Genomic DNA, 16,341 nt, shown 5'->3' on the forward strand with positions numbered 1-16,341 from the left:
CTCTTGCTGTTGAAAGGAAAAAAATTTATGGCGTTATCGGCCCCGATATTATTGGTCATCATTGGCATCAGTTCACTGGCTGCCCAGTGGCTGGCATGGTTGCTACGTTTACCGGCTATTTTACCGCTGCTCGTTTTCGGCATTTTGCTCGGACCCGTGACTCACATTTTACAGCCAGACCTGTTATTCGGAAATTTACTGTTCCCTTTGGTATCACTATCTGTAGCAATAATCTTGTTCGAAGGTGCGCTTACCCTACGTTTTGAAGAAATCCGTGGTCTGGGTGGAGTGGTGCGTAACCTGGTTACCATCGGAATGTTGATTACCTTTCTGGTGATTACCCTCGCCTGCCTGTTTTTGCTACATCTGCCTGCGGGTTTGTCAGCACTGGTTGGCGCAGTTACTGTAGTTACCGGTCCGACTGTGATCGCCCCGTTGATGCGGGTCGTACGCCCGAAAAACACTATCAATCAGGTGCTGCGCTGGGAAGGAATTATTATTGACCCGGTCGGGGCAATTTTCACCCTGCTGGTATTTGAATTTATCGTATTACATCAGAAATCAGAGTCCTACATTCATCTGTTTCTGACTCTGGGTAAAACAGTCGGCGTTGGTTTGGCCATCGGCGCTATTGCCGGGTGGATTACCGGAGTCGCACTGCGCAGAGTCTGGTTGCCGGGTTACCTGCAAAACTTTGCGGTGCTGGCCATTATGCTCGGAGTGTTTGGTCTGTCTAATTTACTGGCAGACGAGTCCGGACTGCTCACTGTGACCGTGATGGGGATCTGGCTGGCAAATATGCGGGATCTCGACCTGACTGACATCATCGAATTTAAGGAGCAGCTGTCGGCACTGCTTATCTCAGGGCTGTTTATCATTCTGGCCTCAAGGGTCGATATCGGTGGGTTGTTCGCCATGGGCTGGCCACTGGTCGGCGTACTGTTAGTCATTCAGTTTGTGGCACGGCCATTATGTATTGCAGCCTCAACCCTGGGTTCTTCACTCCACTGGCGGGACCGGCTGTTACTGTGCTGGATTGCCCCGCGCGGTATCGTGGCCGCCGCGGTCAGTTCGCTGTTTGCTCTGACACTGGCGAAAAATGGCTATCCGGGAGCTGACCGGCTGATAAGCGTAGTGTTTGCGATCATTATCGGCACAGTGGTATTGCAGAGTCTGACCAGTCTGCCAATGGCCCGTTGGTTACGGGTACAGAAAAAACAGCCGCGTGGGGTACTGATTGTCGGGGCAAACTCTGTTGCCCGCGCACTGGCACTGGCACTGCAAAAGCAGGATCTGCCAGTACAGGTCACCGATAACAGCTGGGAAAACTATCGTCAGGCAAGGATGGAAGGGCTCCCGGCCTACTTTGGCTATGCCTGGTCGGAACATGCGGAAAACTATCTGGACCTGAATACCACATCACGGGTATTAGCGATGTCCTCTAACCGGCACCAGAACGCACTGGCAGCGTATCATTTCAGCCATATCCTGGGAAAAAATAAGGTTGCCGCAATACGTTCCGGCAGTGGTGTAGCCGGCCGTGGTAAAAATGATCGCGAAAGCCCGCGCTTCCGCCGCCAGGAAACCTTATTCAGCCCGGAGTATACTTTTGGCCATCTGAGCCGGTTAATCTCCTCAGGAGCGACCATTAAAGCAACCAGGCTGAGTGAAAACTTTGGCTGGGATGATTATCTGGAGAAAAATCATGGGGCTATTCCACTGTTCAGCCTGGATGAAGAGAAAAAATTGCATCCTGTCAGCAGTGGTCAGTGTCCGGCACTTCCCTGCACATTGATTGCTTTAGTACAAAATGAAGCTTTGGAGGCCGATAGCCGTTGACAGCCAGCGGATTACCGGCTATTTCTAAAGAAGTTCTTACGTATTTTACGTAGACCAGAAGAGGCGCGTCACCCAGGCAGTATGTCAGAGGAACCGTATCCAATGACGGCATACTATGGGGAGTGACGCCGAGGCTGCAAGCATGCGGTGTGTTTGTTTGTCGACTACAGAGGCTGAATCCTCTGGGTTGTCACTGTCGTAGCGTTTATAATAAACGTTTATCAAGGTGGGGCGCTTCTGGCTGACTCGTTGTTCTGTCACACCAGTCTGCCTGTTTCCGCTCTCCCTTGTGCTAAGGCTGAATTAAAGATCCTGACACGAGGCTGTTTTGAATGTCCCAATCCGCATTAATCGTTGCTAAATTTGGCGGAACCAGCGTTGCTGATTTCGAAGCAATGAATCGTAGCGCTGATATCGTATTATCCCGTTCTGACGTTAAACTGGTGGTGCTTTCTGCTTCTGCCGGCGTGACCAATTTGCTGGTTTCACTGGCTGAAGGTCAGCCGGTTGAAGGACGTCAGCAATTACTGGAAAAACTAGGCCATATTCAGTATGCCATTGTGGATAAGCTTCGTGCAGCCGCAGTGATCCGTGAAGAAATTGCGCGGATTCTGGAAAATGTCTCGCTGCTGGCAGACAAAGCAGCCCTTACCCCTTCTGCCGAGCTGACGGATGAATTAGTCAGCCATGGTGAACTGTTATCAACCTTGCTGTTTACCGAAATAGTCCGTGAACGGGATGTCCCTGTGCAATGGTTTGATGTGCGCAAAGTAATGCGTACCAGTGACCGTTTTGGGCATGCTGAACCGGATGTTGTCGCTGTCGCAGAGTTGTCTCAGGCATCACTGGCACCACTGGTTAGCGAGTCTCTGGTGATTACCCAGGGCTTTATCGGGCGTGAAGAAGGTGGTCTGACTACCACTCTGGGCCGTGGCGGCAGCGATTATACCGCCGCATTACTGGGTGAAGCATTACAGGCACAGCGTATTGATATCTGGACTGATGTGCAGGGGATCTATACCACTGACCCACGTATCGTCCCGGCAGCCAGACGTATCGACGAAATTACCTTTGAAGAAGCCGCTGAAATGGCAACTTTCGGCGCTAAAGTTCTGCATCCGGCAACCTTATTGCCTGCGGTCAGAAACGGAATTCCGGTATTCGTTGGATCGAGTAAAGCTCCCGACGCCGGTGGCACTATCGTTTACAATGAGACCAAACAACAACCGTTATTCCGTGCGGTCACACTGCGCCGCAACCAGACTTTGCTGACTCTGCATAGCCTGAACATGTTACACGCTCGGGGTTTTCTGGCGGAAGTGTTTGCTATCCTGGCCCGACACAATATTTCGGTAGACCTGATCACTACTTCGGAAGTCAGTGTGGCTCTGACACTGGATACCACCGGTTCATCCACCCATCAGGGCAGCCTGCTGACTCAGGGATTGCTGACTGAGCTCTCTTCACTGTGTCGGGTAGAAGTGGAAGAAAATCTGGCACTGGTTGCACTGATTGGAAACCATCTGGCGCATGCCCGCGGAATCGGCAAAGCCGTGTTTGGTGTCATGGAGCAGTTTAATCTGCGGATGATCTGTTACGGCGCCAGTAGCTATAATTTGTGCTTCCTGGTCCCTGGTAACGACGCCGAGTTTGCAGTTCGTACCCTGCATCAGCATATTTTCGAATAATTTATCACCGGCAGGCCGTGGAGATACTCTGCGGTCTGCAAGGTTCGCTGAACCATACGCTACCCTTCCTGACATTCACCTGATAATTCACTGCTTTTACCGATATTCAAAGCACATACGCTGAATTTTTGCCAATCCCCTGTTGTCGTCAGATCGAAATGTTATGATTAAATTTCACCTGTAAGTACCCTTAAAGCATGTTTTCTGTGGCAATCATGCGTATCTCATTTAGTTAAAATAATAAGGAATTCTGGCTATGCTCGCCAAAATCACCCGCCTGTTCCCGCTTTGGGCAATTTTGTTGTCCGTTGCAGCCTACTACTCTCCGGGCACTTTTTTGCCTGTCGGTCCCTGGGTTAGTGAGTTACTGATGCTTATCATGTTCGGTATGGGCGTGACACTTAATATTGATGATTTTAAACGGGTTCTTACCCGTCCGGCACCTGTGATTGCCGGTACGTTTCTGCACTATTTCGTGATGCCGCTGGCGGCCTGGGGTTTAGCAAAACTATTCCATATGCCCCCTGATTTAGCCGCCGGGATGATTCTGGTCGGAAGTGTCGCCAGCGGAACAGCTTCTAACGTAATGATTTACCTGGCTAAAGGTGATGTTGCTTTATCTGTCACCATTTCATCCGTTTCCGCTCTGGTAGGGGTATTTGCGACTCCGTTGCTGACTCGTCTTTATGTTGATACTCATATCCAGGTCGATGTCGCCGGGATGCTGTGGAGTATTGTAAAAATCGTACTGATCCCAATCGGACTGGGCCTCATTGTTCACCACAGCCTGACGTCGCTGGTGAAAAAAGTTGAGCCTTATCTGCCAGCATTTTCAATGTTATGCATTCTGCTGATTATCAGTGCCGTAGTTGCCGGCAGCCAGTCGTTTATCGGTTCGGTAGGACTGATGGTAATTGCTGCGGTAATTATGCATAACGCCATCGGATTGCTGGGCGGTTACTGGGGAGGCAAGCTGTTCGGCTTTGATGAATCGACCTGTCGGACACTGGCGCTGGAAGTCGGAATGCAGAACTCCGGTCTGGCAGCCACCCTCGGGAAAATTTACTTTACCCCACTGGCTGCCCTGCCAGGTGCCCTGTTCTCAGTATGGCATAACCTGTCTGGTTCACTGATTTCCGGCTACTGGTCAGGTAAGCCAATTAAAAAGAAATAATCTGTGATTAAGAGATGCCGGATATCCGGCATCTCTTAATGTTAATCGCGACTTTCATCCTCTTCCGGTTGTTCCAGTATGCTGTAAGCCACTGCGCAGAATAACGAATTCAGGCGTTTCATATCCCCCAGTAAACCAAGATGCAGAGAGCTGGTTTCGATACTCTGAACATTTTGCTGGTGCAGACGATTAACATGCGCCAGAGAATAGCGCTGATTGAGTATCCGGAAGCGGTGTTTAGCCCGACGCAGCCGTTTCGCCGTAGGCATATCCCGTGAAATAAATACCGACAGGCTGAGGTGTAAATTCTTCAGCAGCTGTTCCTGAAGCGTTTCCAGTTCCTGCACTCCGTCAGCAGAGAATGGTCGGTGTGCCGCCAGAGATTTGGCCGCCACATCAGCAGACATTCTTTCAATAATATCGCCAGCCTGTTCCAGGTTCAGAGCCAAATCGATAATTTCCGCCCAACGCCGCGATTCCTGCTCAGGAAGATCCTCTTTCGGCATCTGCGCCAGATAGAGTTTGATTGCGGTATACAACACGTCAACATCGTCATCCAGACGCCGGATATTTCGGTCCTCACGAACCTCCCCGTGCAGTACTTTGGTCAGAGTTTCCAGCATCTGTTCGATAACATCACCAATTCGCAGGGTCTCACGGGCAGCATTCACCAGAGCCAGTGCGGGTGTATCCAGAGCTGTGTAGTCCAGATGTTTGGGTTTCAGACGCAGATCAGTTTCCACATCATCACTGATAAGACGGGTGCAAAGTTTTGCCATTGCACCGCTAAACGGCACCAGCGCAATACAGCGGATCACGTTGTAAAACACATGGAACGAGATCACCAGTTCGGCATCACTCATGGGAACATGTGCCAGCCCACCGGCAATCAGATTGACAAACGGCAGGATAATCACACAACCAATCAGCTTAAACAGCAGGCTGCCCAGTGCTACCCGCTTACCGGCGGCATTCGACCGGCTGTTATTGATCATTGCCAGCAAGCCGCTGCCGAAGTTGGCGCCAATCACCAGACAGAGTGCTACTTTAAACGAAATCACATCGGTGGCAGTCAGCGTTGCGGTAATCAGTACTGCAGCCAGGCTGGAATAGCTGATAATCGCAAATACCGCTCCCACCAGCGCATCCAGAATAATGTCGCCCGTCAGTGAGGAGAACAGAACCTGAACCCCTGCTGCCTGAGTAATGGGGTGCGAAGCCTGCACAATAAGTTGCAGTGCCAGCAAAATCAACCCAAGGCCAATTCCGGTTCGGCCTATCTGGCCCAACCGTGTTTGTTTACGACTGAGGAAAAAAATTACACCGACGAAAATAAACAGCGGTGACAGCCAGGAGAGATCATACGTCAGGATACGGGCCATGATAGCCGTTCCGACATCTGCACCCAGCACCACGACCAGCGCCGGGGTCAGGCTCATCAGATTTTGAGAAACAAATGAGGTGACCAGTAAGGTGGTCGCGTTACTGCTTTGAACCAGTGCAGTCACACCAATACCGGCCAGAAAAGCCATTGGTTTTTTTTCAACACTGCGGCTGATGACCCGCCGCAGATCAGCACCATACACCCGCATAATTCCGGTACGGACAATATGTGTCCCCCAGACCAGCAACGCGACGGCCGATAATAAATTAAGTAAAGTTAACACGTTAAGGTTGCTCCTTCTCCATCACACTTCCCATCCTGTTGGCGAAAAGTCCGTACTCCTCCTCCGGCCAGCGATATTTCGCAATATCGACCAGCCGCGCCGGACAATCGGGTGATGATTCCTTAACATCGACATCCAGAAGTGAAACCTTCACTGTTTCCTGCTCAGGCGACCTGGCGTACTGCACAGAGATCCAACTGCAGCCCCAGCTGTTGGCCGGCAGGATAGAGATCATTGTGACCGTGGTTGAGGATATCCACAGAAAGATCAATTCCCTGGCATTCGACACGATAGCGGATCACATTCCCCAGCAGGCTGCTGCTAAGGATGCGTGCAGATAATCCCTGGTCAGTCTGGCAGAACCGAAGTGTCTCGGGACGAATTGCCACATGAGAACTGAATGATTGTCCGGTCAGTTGCTTAGCCTGTTCGGCCGTTAACAAATTGTAGTTGCCGATAAAGCCTGCGGCAAACAAATCTGCCGGCTGAGTATACAGATCCTCCGCAGCCCCGTTTTGCACAATCTTACCTTTATTCATCAGAACGATACGGTCTGACAGGGTCAGAGCTTCTTCCTGATCATGAGTCACGAAGATAGTCGTCAGTTTCAGTTCCTGCTGTATCAGACGAATCTGATCCCGCAGATGGCGGCGGATTCGTGCATCCAGCGCAGATAACGGTTCATCCAGTAACAGCAGTTTTGGTCGGGTCACCAGAGAGCGTGCCAGAGCAACACGCTGACACTGACCACCGGATAACTGATGCGGATAACGTGAAGCGAACTCATTCAGTTCCACCAGCGCCAGCGCTTCAGCCACCCGCTGGCGGATTTCACCGGCTGGCAGTTTTTGCATCTTCAGGCCAAATGCTACGTTCTTTTCAACGGTCATATTCGGGAACAGTGCATAGCTCTGAAACACCATGCCGACACCACGTTGCTGAACAGGGACATTCACAATGTTTTTGTTTTCCAGCAGGATCTCCCCGCTATCAACCTCAGTCAGACCTGCCAGACAACGTAACAGTGTTGATTTACCGCAACCACTGGGTCCCAGCAGAGTGACGAACTCTCCTTCGCTGGCAGTAAAGTCGATGTCGTGGAATACCGGGGTGGTACCATAGCTTTTGTTCAGTTTTCTGACATTCAAAGTGGCCATGTTGTGCCTCATTTACGGTTAAGCAGATTGGCCAGCCAGGTAACCACCAGGATGACAATAAAATAAGAGATCACTAATGCACTGGTAAAATGGCCACTGCCATTGCGCATATTGTAGAGATAAACCTGTAACGTCTCATAGCGGCTGCCGACCAGCAGGTTAGCAAACACAAACTCACCAATCAGAAATGAGAACGACAGCAATACTGCAACCAGCACACCTTTACGCAGGTTAGGCAGCACCACAAACAGGGCCGCTTTAAAGGTTCCGGCGCCTAACAAGTGAGCGGCATCAATCAGTTCTTTCAGGTTCACTGACTGGATATTGTTGGAAATCGCCCGGTAGATAAACGGCAAAGCAATCGTGAAATAACAGCCAATCAGAATCCACGGAGAGCCGGTCAGCATGAGTGGTTCAGACGAGTATAGTTGCAGTAAACCAACCGAAGAAACTACCGGTGGAACAGCAAATGGCATCAGGATCAGTACGTTCATCACCCCGTCGAGCTTAGGGTAATAGTAAGCAATCACAAACATTGCTGGCAGCACCAGCAATAATGAAACCAGTAATGCTCCGAGACAAATCAGTAATGAGTGTCCTAATGCAGCTATAAACCGCGGGTCTTGCCATAACTCGATAAACCACGAAAGTGTCAGCCCCTGCGGCAACACGGTATCGCTCCATTCACGTGACAAGGCATATAGCAGGGTAGCAACCAGTGGCAGAGCAAGGATAATCAGCAACAGGCTGCTGATGACCCGGTGGTAAATATTTTCGGCCCGAGACATAGTGACTCCCTTCAGGAATGTTTAGCGGTTAAGTAACTGCGGCGGACCAGATATTGCTGCACCACAGTGATCACCGTCAGCAGTACCACCAGCAACATTGCTAACGCGCTACCCATATACGGATCGAGAGAGATATCGCCGGACACCAGCGCAGCAATCCTTACGGGGACCACATTAAAGTTACCGCTGGTCAGCGCGTAGATAGTGGCATATGCCCCTAAGGCATTAGCCAGCAGGATCACAAAGGTGCCGAGCAATGCCGGAGAAAGCACCGGCAAGGCGATTAAACGCCAGTAATTCCAGCGTCCGGCGCCGAGTAATGCCGCTGATTCCTGCCAGTCTTTTTTCAGCCCTTCAAATGCAGGAAACAGCAGCAATACACCGAGGGGGATCTGGAACCAGGTATAAATCAGGATCATCCCGTCGCGGGAAAACAGACGGAAGCTGCTTCCCAGCCCGTAATGGCGCATCAGCAGCGTCAGACAGCCATTCAGTCCCAGTAAAATAATAAAAGCAAACGCCAGCGGCACCCCGGCGAAGTTACTGGTCATATTGGTGAATGCCATCATAAAACGATGGAAACGCCCATTACCCAACTGATGCAATGAGTACCCTGCCACCAGCGAAATAATTAAACCGTAAAAGCTTGACCAGAAAGAGATATCCAGCGAGAACCGTAAGGCCTGCAGATAAAAAGGTGAGGTCAGAATGTCATGGTAGTTATCCAGACCCCAGCGACTGTTAACATCACTCCAGAAACTGTTGCCGGCGACCCACACCAGAGGGGCCACCTGAAACGCAATATAAAACACCGCAAATGGCAGTAACCATAACAGAGCTATCCGTTTGCCTTTCATTTACCCGTCCCCGCGGTCACAGACAGCAGTGCCTGACACACTGGTTTATCATGCGCTACCCCAAGGATTTCACACACCGAACCACAGAGTTCTGTCTGACGTGGCTGTAGCCCACTCTGTTTAGAAAATGCGTCACCAAATACAAACAACGGAATACGGACTTCTTCCTGTAAGGTTCCGCCATGCGACCGATCATCATTCATTCCATGATCAGCCGTCACGATGACCTGGTAGCCTTGTGCTAACCACTCTGGCATCCAGTGAGATAAATAACCATCGGCCATCCGTGCCCGGTTACGATACTGAGATGAATTAAGGCCAAATTTATGGCCGGCATCATCGATATTCATTGGGTGAATCAGAAGAAAATCAGGATCATGTAACCGCCGCAGGCTCTCGGCATCTTCAAACAAATGCGAGTCCGGATAACCGTCATCGGAATAAAAGTGGCCGAACTGAATCGGCAACTCTTCAGCCTGCGTATGTCTGTCACGAACCGCATCGTAAGGACTGCGGTTATAAAGCTCACTCACCCAGTGGTAGGCCGCCGCTGCAGTACGCAGGCCGGCTGCCCGTGCATAATGAAAGATGCTTTGCTGGTTGCTCAGGCGGTTCACCCCGTTATGAATTATCCCGCTAAGCACCGGCGGAACACCGGTCAGAATACACTCGTATAATGGCCGTGACAGTGACGGTAATTCACAGGTCATGGGATAATACTGCCCATTACCCTGTGCACATTCAGCATACAGATACCCCATTGCATGCTCAGCCACCACATCACTCAGACCATCAAGTACCACCAGGATTGTTTTCATCATTTACCTCATTACTCGACAGACTTACTGCTGCATATTGATCATTACGTCCTGCTGCCAGAGCGCAGGTAACTGTTTGGAAGATTTGTCCCAGGCAGCCTGATCTTTAATAGGACGGGCATTTTTATATTCAGCAGCCGGCAGCAGTTTGGCCTGAACGTCGGCCGGTAATTTAATGTACTGTGCACGGATTGGGCGGGCATAACCCCGGGCCAGATTGATCTGTCCGGCATCAGAGAAAATGTACTCACGGGCCAGTTTGGCGGCATTCGGGTGTTTGGCATATTTGTTGATAATGGTGGTGTAACCAGAGGTCACAGAACCATCAGACGGGATCACTACTTCATAGCGGCTTTTATCAATCTGATCACGGTAGTTCAGGCCATTAAAGTCCCAGACAACTGCCACCTGAATTTCGCCTTTCTCGATATTGGCAATAACAGGATCAGTCAGACCCAGACGGCCCTCTTTCGCCAGTTCACCAAAGAATTTCAGTGCAGGTGTCAGATCTTTCTCTGTGCCGCCCAGAGCATAGTTTGCGGCCAGTACGCCGTTAGCAGCCTGAGCAGCCACGCCTACATCACCGATAGTGACTACATACTTGCCTTTTTTCAGATCGGCCCAGCTATGCGGAATATCCTTCACCTGCTGTTTATCGACCAGGAATGCGATGGTGCCGGTATATGCCAGCATCCAGTTACCCTGCTGATCTTTCGCCCAGTCAGGTACCTGGTCCCAGTGGGTAGGTTTGTAAGGCTGAGCCAGTCCCTTAGCAACGGCTATCGGGCCAAAAGCAGCGCCTACATCACCAATATCAGCACTGGCATTGTCTTTCTCGGCAGCGAATTTCGCCAGCTCCTGAGCAGATGACATATCAGTATCGCTGTGTTTGATACCGTATTTGGTCGTAATGTCATGCCAGGTGTCTTTCCAGTCAGCCCAGCTGTCTGGCATCCCGACACTATTGACCTGTCCTTCACTGCGTGCTGCTTTTTCCAGCGCGGCAAGGTTGGTATCTGCCGCATGTGCTGCCGGCAAAGCTACAAAAATGGCAGCGGATAAGAGAGTTAAAATACTGGCTTTCATGTCGGGCTCCTGCGATTAGGTTAAAGGACACTGGTCTAGTCCAGCAAAATCCAAGCCAATGTAGCGACATAGTATGAAAATTTTATGACAGCGTTGTGATATCTGGATTTTTACAATACTCTGCGGGCTGGCAGAACTGACAATGTTGGTGATTCAGCCTGACGTTGGTTACCACAATGAATTCAGTGAGTGCAGATAAGCACTAATATGGGGCAGACACGTGACCACCAGCAGCATAAAAACTGTCGATATGATCGCGGAATCATTACTTAACCGTTTGAATAGTGGTGAGTTTGATCAGGGACGACTGCCTGCAGAACGGCGGTTAAGTGAAGAATATTCCACGACCCGCATCACCTTACGTGAAGCCCTCGCACTTCTGGAAGCTCGCGGAAAAATCTACCGGGAACTGCGCCGGGGCTGGTTTATTGCGCCTCCGCGGCTGGTTTACAACCCGTTACTGCGTAGCCACTTTCATGAAATGGCTGCACTACAGGGGCGCGAAGCACAAACCGAAGTACTCAGCGCCAGTGAAATACCTGCAACCCCCCTGCTGGCACAACAGCTGTCAGTTGCCCAGGGAGAGAATCTGTACTGCATTCGCCGGCTGAGACGAATTGATGGTCGGGCAGTTCTGTACGTCGAGCATTACCTTAATCCGGCTTTTTTTCCTGGTTTATTACAGGAAGACCTGACCCGGTCACTGACCGAACTGTATGAAAAACTCTACAATATACGCTACGGCGGAGTACGTTTTACCGTGTTGCCTGGACCGTTACCGGCATTTTCTGCTCCGGCACTGAATGTCGCTTCCGGCAGCCCTGGTATTTGCATCACCCGTATCAACCAGAATCAACACCGCCAGGTGATAGATTGCGATTATGAGTACTGGCGTTATGATGCGCTGTGTGTTGATGTGGAAATTAACTGACCCCTCTGCGATCAAGTGCGGGTAAAACTACCCGCAATGTTCATTTATTCCATTCCCTGAGTGACGGAGAACCTGCCATGATCTATCAACCTGATAATCAACGCTACGAAGGTATGACTTATGCCCGCTGTGGTGTGAGCGGTCTGTTGTTACCGCGCGTATCTCTGGGGCTGTGGCACAATTTCGGGGAAGAAACCCCTGGCAACAGTGGCAGAGAATTAGTGTTGCATGCGTTCGACAAAGGAATAACTCACTTTGATCTGGCTAATAATTATGGCCCCCCGCCAGGTGCCGCAGAAAGTTGTTTTGGCCGGATTCTGAAACAGGATTTGCATGCCTGGCGTGATGAACTGATCATCTCCACCAAAGCCGGCTATACCATGTGGCCAGGTCCTTATGGTGACTGGGGGTCTCGTAAATATCTGATGGCCAGTCTCAACCAAAGCCTGAAACGGATGGGCCTGGACTATGTGGATATTTTCTATCACCACCGTCCGGATACCGATACACCTCTCAGTGAAACGGTCGGGGCTTTGGCTGACATTGTTCGTCAGGGCAAAGCTCTGTATGTCGGTATATCAAATTACCCGGACGAGCTTGCAGCGCGCGCTATTGAAATGCTGGAGCAACAAGGGGTCCCCTGCCTTATTCATCAGACAAAATATTCGATGTTCCAACGCCTGCCGGAACAAGGGTTACTCCGAACGTTGCAGGATAAAGGCGTGGGTTGTATCGCCTATTCTCCTCTGGCCGGTGGTTTACTCAGTGACCGGTATTTACAGGGCATTCCTGCGGATTCAAGAATGGCCGGTAACAGCCCGTTCCTCACCCGCGAACGGTTAAGTGAGGCAAAACTGGCGGTTATTAGTCAGCTAAATAGCCTGGCGGTTGAACGGGGGCAAAGTCTGGCACAGATGGCGCAGGCATGGTTGCTGCGGGACGGGCTGGTGACATCGGTACTGATTGGCGCCAGTAAAACCCGGCAAATTGATGAAGCGGTCTCAGCCCTGAAGAGTCCGGAATTTACTGAGCAGCAACGGGCAGCGATCGAAGACATTCTCGCCCGGGACAGCGATTAAGCTTCCCGGGGCTTACCGGTTATTCCAGTGTCGGAGTCATATGTTTCAGATCAAATGGCGTGATCTGGTAGACATAATAGTTAAGCCAGTTGGAAAACAGCAGATTACCGTGGCTGCGCCAGCTGGCTTTCGGCGTCAGATGTGGATTATTTTCCGGGAAATAGTTATAGGGTAATGCTGAGTCAATACCTGCACCGATATCTCTGAAATACTCACCTGACAGAGTATCGGCATTGTATTCCGGATGGCCGGTGACAAAGACCAGACGCTTGTCACGGCTGGCCATCAGATAGGCCCCGGTCTGCTCAGAGACCGCAAATATATCCAGATCCGTATGATTTTGAATAACTTCGGTCGGAAAATCTGCGTACCGTGAATGTGGAGCGAGAAACTGATCATCAAAACCACGGGTCAGCAACGCATGTGGCTGAACCACATTATGCTCATATACCCCGGATAGCTTCTGTTCGCGGGTCAGTTTCGGTAAACCGTACAATATATTCAGAGCTGCCTGAACTGCCCAACAAACAAACAGAGTTGATGTCACGTGGTCTTTCGCCCAGTGCAGCACTTCACGAATCTGTGGCCAGTACGCGACATCATCAAAGTCTACCAGACCCAGTGGAGCCCCGGTCACAATCAGACCATCGTAGTTTTCATCCCGGATATCGGAAAAATTACAGTAAAAAGTATCCAGATGCTCAGCTGGCGTGTTTCGCGATTCACGATTATCAATCCGTAATAGCTGAATATCTAACTGCAGAGGCGAGTTAGACAGCAGCCGCAGAAACTGATTTTCAGTTTCGATCTTTTTCGGCATCAGGTTAAGGATTAGAATTTTTAACGGCCGGATATTCTGGACCAGCGCACGGGACGAGGTCATAACAAACACATTTTCATTTCGCAGAAAATTAACTGCGGGTAAATCATCCGGCACTCTGATTGGCATTACCTGATACCTCAATTAACCATATAAACGTTTAGACATCCAGACAGCCAAGATTAACGTGCAGTGCCTGAAAAGTCGATACAGATCGGCCTATGATGAAAATCTTTCAGCTTAATTCTGAAAATAATTCAATAAACGATCGTTGAGCCGGATTCAGCAAACCCTGCTGCCGGTAAAGCAGCCAGGTATAACTGTCAGAATCGTTACCTTCCAGACTCAGTGGCTGGCAAAACAAAGACTCTGGCAGCGTCTGATAGCCAGAGATAATGGCATATCCAAGTCCGTGAACTACCATCGCCAGGCAGACCTCCAGTTTATCAACCTGCATCGATATCCTGGGCGCAAGCCGGTAATGGGCATTCCACCACCTTTCAATCAACTGAGCAGTATGGCCACCATGATTAATATAAATCTGTGGTAACTGCGGCAGCAATTCCATGTCGATCGGTTTGGCACTGATCAGCTGATATTGATCTTTTCGGATCAACCGCTTTTGTTCCTTCCAGCCATAATCGTCTTTGGTTACCGCAATATCAATTTCATCACGCTGAAGCTTCTCATACATCTCTTTGCTCAGACCGCTAACTACGTTCACATGCAGATCACTGTGTTGCTGGCAAAAACCGGCCAGTATTTCTGGCAGACAATATGCCGCATAGTTACTGGTCACGCCCAGTCGTAATTCTCCCGGTCCCGGATGGCGAAGTGCCTGAAGTGTCTGCCGAAGCTGTTGTGATTCTGTCAGCATTTTGGTGGCATGTTCTGCCAGATAACGCCCCTGTGCGCTAAAAACCAGTTTTCGGCCGTTGCCTTCAAATAACTGAATTTCGAGTTTCTGCTCGATCTGTTTCAGACGATAGCTCAGCGCAGGTTGAGTCAGATAAAGCTGCCGCGCTGCGCGGGTAATATTCTGCTGATGCCAGACAGTCGCAATAATTAACCAGTCTTTCTCGTTCATCAGTCACCTCTTAACGGCAGCATCATTATCATAAAATAATTTTATTATAGTATCGCTGCTTAATAAAAAATCTGAATTGGGATTTTGCCTGCGACAAGGATATATCTGTACTCTTATGATTTGACAATCAATTGGCGACAGACAAAAGAATATTCAGGATGGCAGCACTGTGAGTGATATAAAAGATAAAATAATTTTATCCGTTGACCGGCTGGCCGGTGAGATGGGTAACCTGGCAAAAGAGATACATGCCAACCCTGAGCTGAGTTTCCAGGAACATCAGTCCGCAGCACGGCTGATAGCTCCACTTCAGGCGGCAGGTTTTTCGGTACAACAGTCAGTGGCAGGGCTTGAAACGGCGTTTCGTGCCACATTTGATTCCGGTAAACCCGGTCCGCATATCGCCTTTCTGGCCGAGTACGATGCACTGCAGGGGCTTGGGCACGCCTGCGGACATAACCTGATTGGTACGGCTTCGGTAACGGCTGCGTTGGCATTCATTCAGGCCTTTCCGGAATTTAGTGGAACGATTGAAGTTATAGGTACCCCGGCAGAAGAGGAAGGTGGTGGCAAGATTATCATGGCCAATGCCGGAGTTTTTGACGGGGTGGATGCAGTAATGATGTTCCATCCGCGGGAGAAAAATATGGCTGTCCGTGGAGCCCTGGCCTGTGTAGACGCCTGTTTTAAATTCTACGGTAAAGCTGCACATGCCGCATCTGCTCCACATCTGGGGATCAGCGCTCTGGACGCCGTGATCCATACTTTCAATGGCATTAATGCCATGCGTCAGTTATTCACTGATGATGTGCGGGTTCATGGGATTATCACCCACGGTGGCAGTGCAACCAATATTGTCCCTGAGTATGCTGAGACCTGCTTCCTGCTGCGGGCCGCCACCCGGGTTGGGCTGGAACAGGTTAAACAGAAAGTTTATGCGGTGGCTAATGGCGCAGCGATGATGACAGGTGCCAGACTCGAAATTGTTGAAGGGCTGACCTACGCGGAGCGGAATAATAACCAGGCACTGGCAGGGTTATTTGCAGACAATCTGGGATTATTAGGGCTGACCGTCGAAAATCCACCGGAACAAGGTGGGGTTGGATCATCGGATATCGGTAATGTCAGTCAGTTAACAGCGGCCATCCACCCTTACCTGCGTATTGGTGATGTCCGGCCACACACCCCGGAATTTGCTCTGGCGGCAGGTTCTGAGTATGGAATTGCCGCAATGCTGGATGCAGCAAAAGCCCTGGCGATGACGGCCAGTGATTTGCAGCATCCCCGGCATTTACAGTCAGTACGTGATGAATTTAATCACTGGCAGAAAAATAACGTTTAATTACCGGA

The 16,341-nt window shown here is 50.3% G+C and carries 15 protein-coding genes and 1 riboswitch; of the genes, 6 read left to right on the forward strand and 9 right to left on the reverse strand.

Annotation, left to right across the window (positions count from 1 at the left end; translation table 11 throughout):
- Positions 1-27: 27 nt before the first annotated feature.
- The 3 genes from A7K98_RS18350 to panS all read left to right on the forward strand — a co-directional run bounded on the left by A7K98_RS18350 (position 28) and on the right by panS (position 4,701).
- The gene (locus A7K98_RS18350) at positions 28-1,839 is read left to right on the forward strand and encodes a cation:proton antiporter (protein ID WP_087489859.1); all 1,812 of its coding nucleotides are present in this window, start codon (positions 28-30) and stop codon (positions 1,837-1,839) included.
- A gap of 50 nt (positions 1,840-1,889) precedes the next feature.
- Positions 1,890-2,084, forward strand: a riboswitch (Lysine riboswitch).
- 87 nt (positions 2,085-2,171) lie between these two features.
- A complete protein-coding gene (gene lysC, locus A7K98_RS18355; protein ID WP_087489860.1) occupies positions 2,172-3,527 on the forward strand; it encodes a lysine-sensitive aspartokinase 3 in 1,356 nt (451 codons plus the stop codon).
- A 256-nt stretch (positions 3,528-3,783) separates the two neighbouring features.
- Positions 3,784-4,701 (forward strand): ketopantoate/pantoate/pantothenate transporter PanS, encoded by a 918-nt coding sequence (gene panS, locus A7K98_RS18360; protein ID WP_087489861.1) that lies wholly within the window; start codon positions 3,784-3,786, stop codon positions 4,699-4,701.
- A gap of 41 nt (positions 4,702-4,742) precedes the next feature.
- On the opposite strand, the gene A7K98_RS18365 is transcribed toward panS, so the two are convergent.
- From A7K98_RS18365 to A7K98_RS18390, 7 genes are read right to left on the reverse strand one after another with little or no spacing between them, the layout of a single operon-like run.
- The gene (locus A7K98_RS18365) at positions 4,743-6,368 is read right to left on the reverse strand and encodes a Na/Pi cotransporter family protein (RefSeq protein ID WP_087489862.1); all 1,626 of its coding nucleotides are present in this window, start codon (positions 6,366-6,368) and stop codon (positions 4,743-4,745) included.
- Position 6,369: 1 nt separating this feature from the next.
- Positions 6,370-6,522 carry a hypothetical protein gene (locus tag A7K98_RS21440; protein ID WP_157666015.1) on the reverse strand — a complete coding sequence of 51 codons (153 nt, stop codon included), beginning with the start codon at positions 6,520-6,522 and terminating at the stop codon, positions 6,370-6,372.
- Between the two features lie 10 nt (positions 6,523-6,532).
- Positions 6,533-7,525 carry an ABC transporter ATP-binding protein gene (locus tag A7K98_RS18370; protein WP_087489863.1) on the reverse strand — a complete coding sequence of 331 codons (993 nt, stop codon included), beginning with the start codon at positions 7,523-7,525 and terminating at the stop codon, positions 6,533-6,535.
- An 8-nt stretch (positions 7,526-7,533) separates the two neighbouring features.
- Positions 7,534-8,313: an ABC transporter permease gene (locus A7K98_RS18375; RefSeq protein ID WP_087489864.1), complete on the reverse strand. Its 780-nt coding sequence runs from the start codon at positions 8,311-8,313 to the stop codon at positions 7,534-7,536.
- A gap of 11 nt (positions 8,314-8,324) precedes the next feature.
- Complete coding sequence (locus A7K98_RS18380) at positions 8,325-9,170, reverse strand: ABC transporter permease (RefSeq protein WP_087489865.1); 846 nt, start codon at positions 9,168-9,170, stop codon at positions 8,325-8,327.
- Positions 9,167-9,988, reverse strand: coding sequence for an alkaline phosphatase family protein (locus A7K98_RS18385; RefSeq protein WP_087489866.1), 822 nt, complete (start codon positions 9,986-9,988; stop codon positions 9,167-9,169). Before A7K98_RS18385 ends, A7K98_RS18380 begins: the two co-directional genes overlap by 4 nt.
- 24 nt (positions 9,989-10,012) lie before the next feature.
- Positions 10,013-11,074: an ABC transporter substrate-binding protein gene (locus A7K98_RS18390; protein ID WP_087489867.1), complete on the reverse strand. Its 1,062-nt coding sequence runs from the start codon at positions 11,072-11,074 to the stop codon at positions 10,013-10,015.
- Between the two features lie 250 nt (positions 11,075-11,324).
- Between A7K98_RS18390 and A7K98_RS18395 the strand changes: the two genes are divergently transcribed.
- Positions 11,325-12,005, forward strand: coding sequence for a UTRA domain-containing protein (locus A7K98_RS18395; protein ID WP_087490585.1), 681 nt, complete (start codon positions 11,325-11,327; stop codon positions 12,003-12,005).
- 77 nt (positions 12,006-12,082) lie between these two features.
- Positions 12,083-13,084 carry an aldo/keto reductase gene (locus tag A7K98_RS18400; protein ID WP_087489868.1) on the forward strand — a complete coding sequence of 334 codons (1,002 nt, stop codon included), beginning with the start codon at positions 12,083-12,085 and terminating at the stop codon, positions 13,082-13,084.
- Positions 13,085-13,103: 19 nt separating this feature from the next.
- Here the strand turns inward: A7K98_RS18400 and metA are convergent, their stop codons facing one another.
- Positions 13,104-14,033 (reverse strand): homoserine O-acetyltransferase MetA, encoded by a 930-nt coding sequence (gene metA / locus A7K98_RS18405; RefSeq protein ID WP_087489869.1) that lies wholly within the window; start codon positions 14,031-14,033, stop codon positions 13,104-13,106.
- A 106-nt stretch (positions 14,034-14,139) separates the two neighbouring features.
- Positions 14,140-14,991, reverse strand: coding sequence for a LysR family transcriptional regulator (locus tag A7K98_RS18410; RefSeq protein ID WP_087489870.1), 852 nt, complete (start codon positions 14,989-14,991; stop codon positions 14,140-14,142).
- A 169-nt stretch (positions 14,992-15,160) separates the two neighbouring features.
- Between A7K98_RS18410 and A7K98_RS18415 the strand changes: the two genes are divergently transcribed.
- On the forward strand, positions 15,161-16,333 hold the full coding sequence (locus A7K98_RS18415; protein ID WP_232461563.1) for a M20 family metallopeptidase: 1,173 nt from the start codon (positions 15,161-15,163) through the stop codon (positions 16,331-16,333).
- Positions 16,334-16,341 lie beyond the last annotated feature (8 nt).

The organism is Tatumella citrea (assembly GCF_002163585.1).
In the GTDB taxonomy this organism is placed as follows: Bacteria; Pseudomonadota; Gammaproteobacteria; order Enterobacterales; family Enterobacteriaceae; genus Tatumella; species Tatumella citrea.

Coding starts and splice junctions, on each gene's coding strand:
- panS (WP_087489861.1), top strand. CDS start 3,784: ATGCTCGCCAAAATCACCCGCCTGTTCCCGCTTTGGGCAATTTTGTTG.
- metA (WP_087489869.1), bottom strand. CDS start 14,033: ATGCCAATCAGAGTGCCGGATGATTTACCCGCAGTTAATTTTCTGCGA.
- A7K98_RS18350 (WP_087489859.1), top strand. CDS start 28: ATGGCGTTATCGGCCCCGATATTATTGGTCATCATTGGCATCAGTTCA.
- A7K98_RS18400 (WP_087489868.1), top strand. CDS start 12,083: ATGATCTATCAACCTGATAATCAACGCTACGAAGGTATGACTTATGCC.
- A7K98_RS18410 (WP_087489870.1), bottom strand. CDS start 14,991: ATGAACGAGAAAGACTGGTTAATTATTGCGACTGTCTGGCATCAGCAG.
- A7K98_RS18390 (WP_087489867.1), bottom strand. CDS start 11,074: ATGAAAGCCAGTATTTTAACTCTCTTATCCGCTGCCATTTTTGTAGCT.
- A7K98_RS18375 (WP_087489864.1), bottom strand. CDS start 8,313: ATGTCTCGGGCCGAAAATATTTACCACCGGGTCATCAGCAGCCTGTTG.
- A7K98_RS18385 (WP_087489866.1), bottom strand. CDS start 9,988: ATGAAAACAATCCTGGTGGTACTTGATGGTCTGAGTGATGTGGTGGCT.
- A7K98_RS18395 (WP_087490585.1), top strand. CDS start 11,325: ATGATCGCGGAATCATTACTTAACCGTTTGAATAGTGGTGAGTTTGAT.
- A7K98_RS18370 (WP_087489863.1), bottom strand. CDS start 7,525: ATGGCCACTTTGAATGTCAGAAAACTGAACAAAAGCTATGGTACCACC.
- lysC (WP_087489860.1), top strand. CDS start 2,172: ATGTCCCAATCCGCATTAATCGTTGCTAAATTTGGCGGAACCAGCGTT.
- A7K98_RS18380 (WP_087489865.1), bottom strand. CDS start 9,170: ATGAAAGGCAAACGGATAGCTCTGTTATGGTTACTGCCATTTGCGGTG.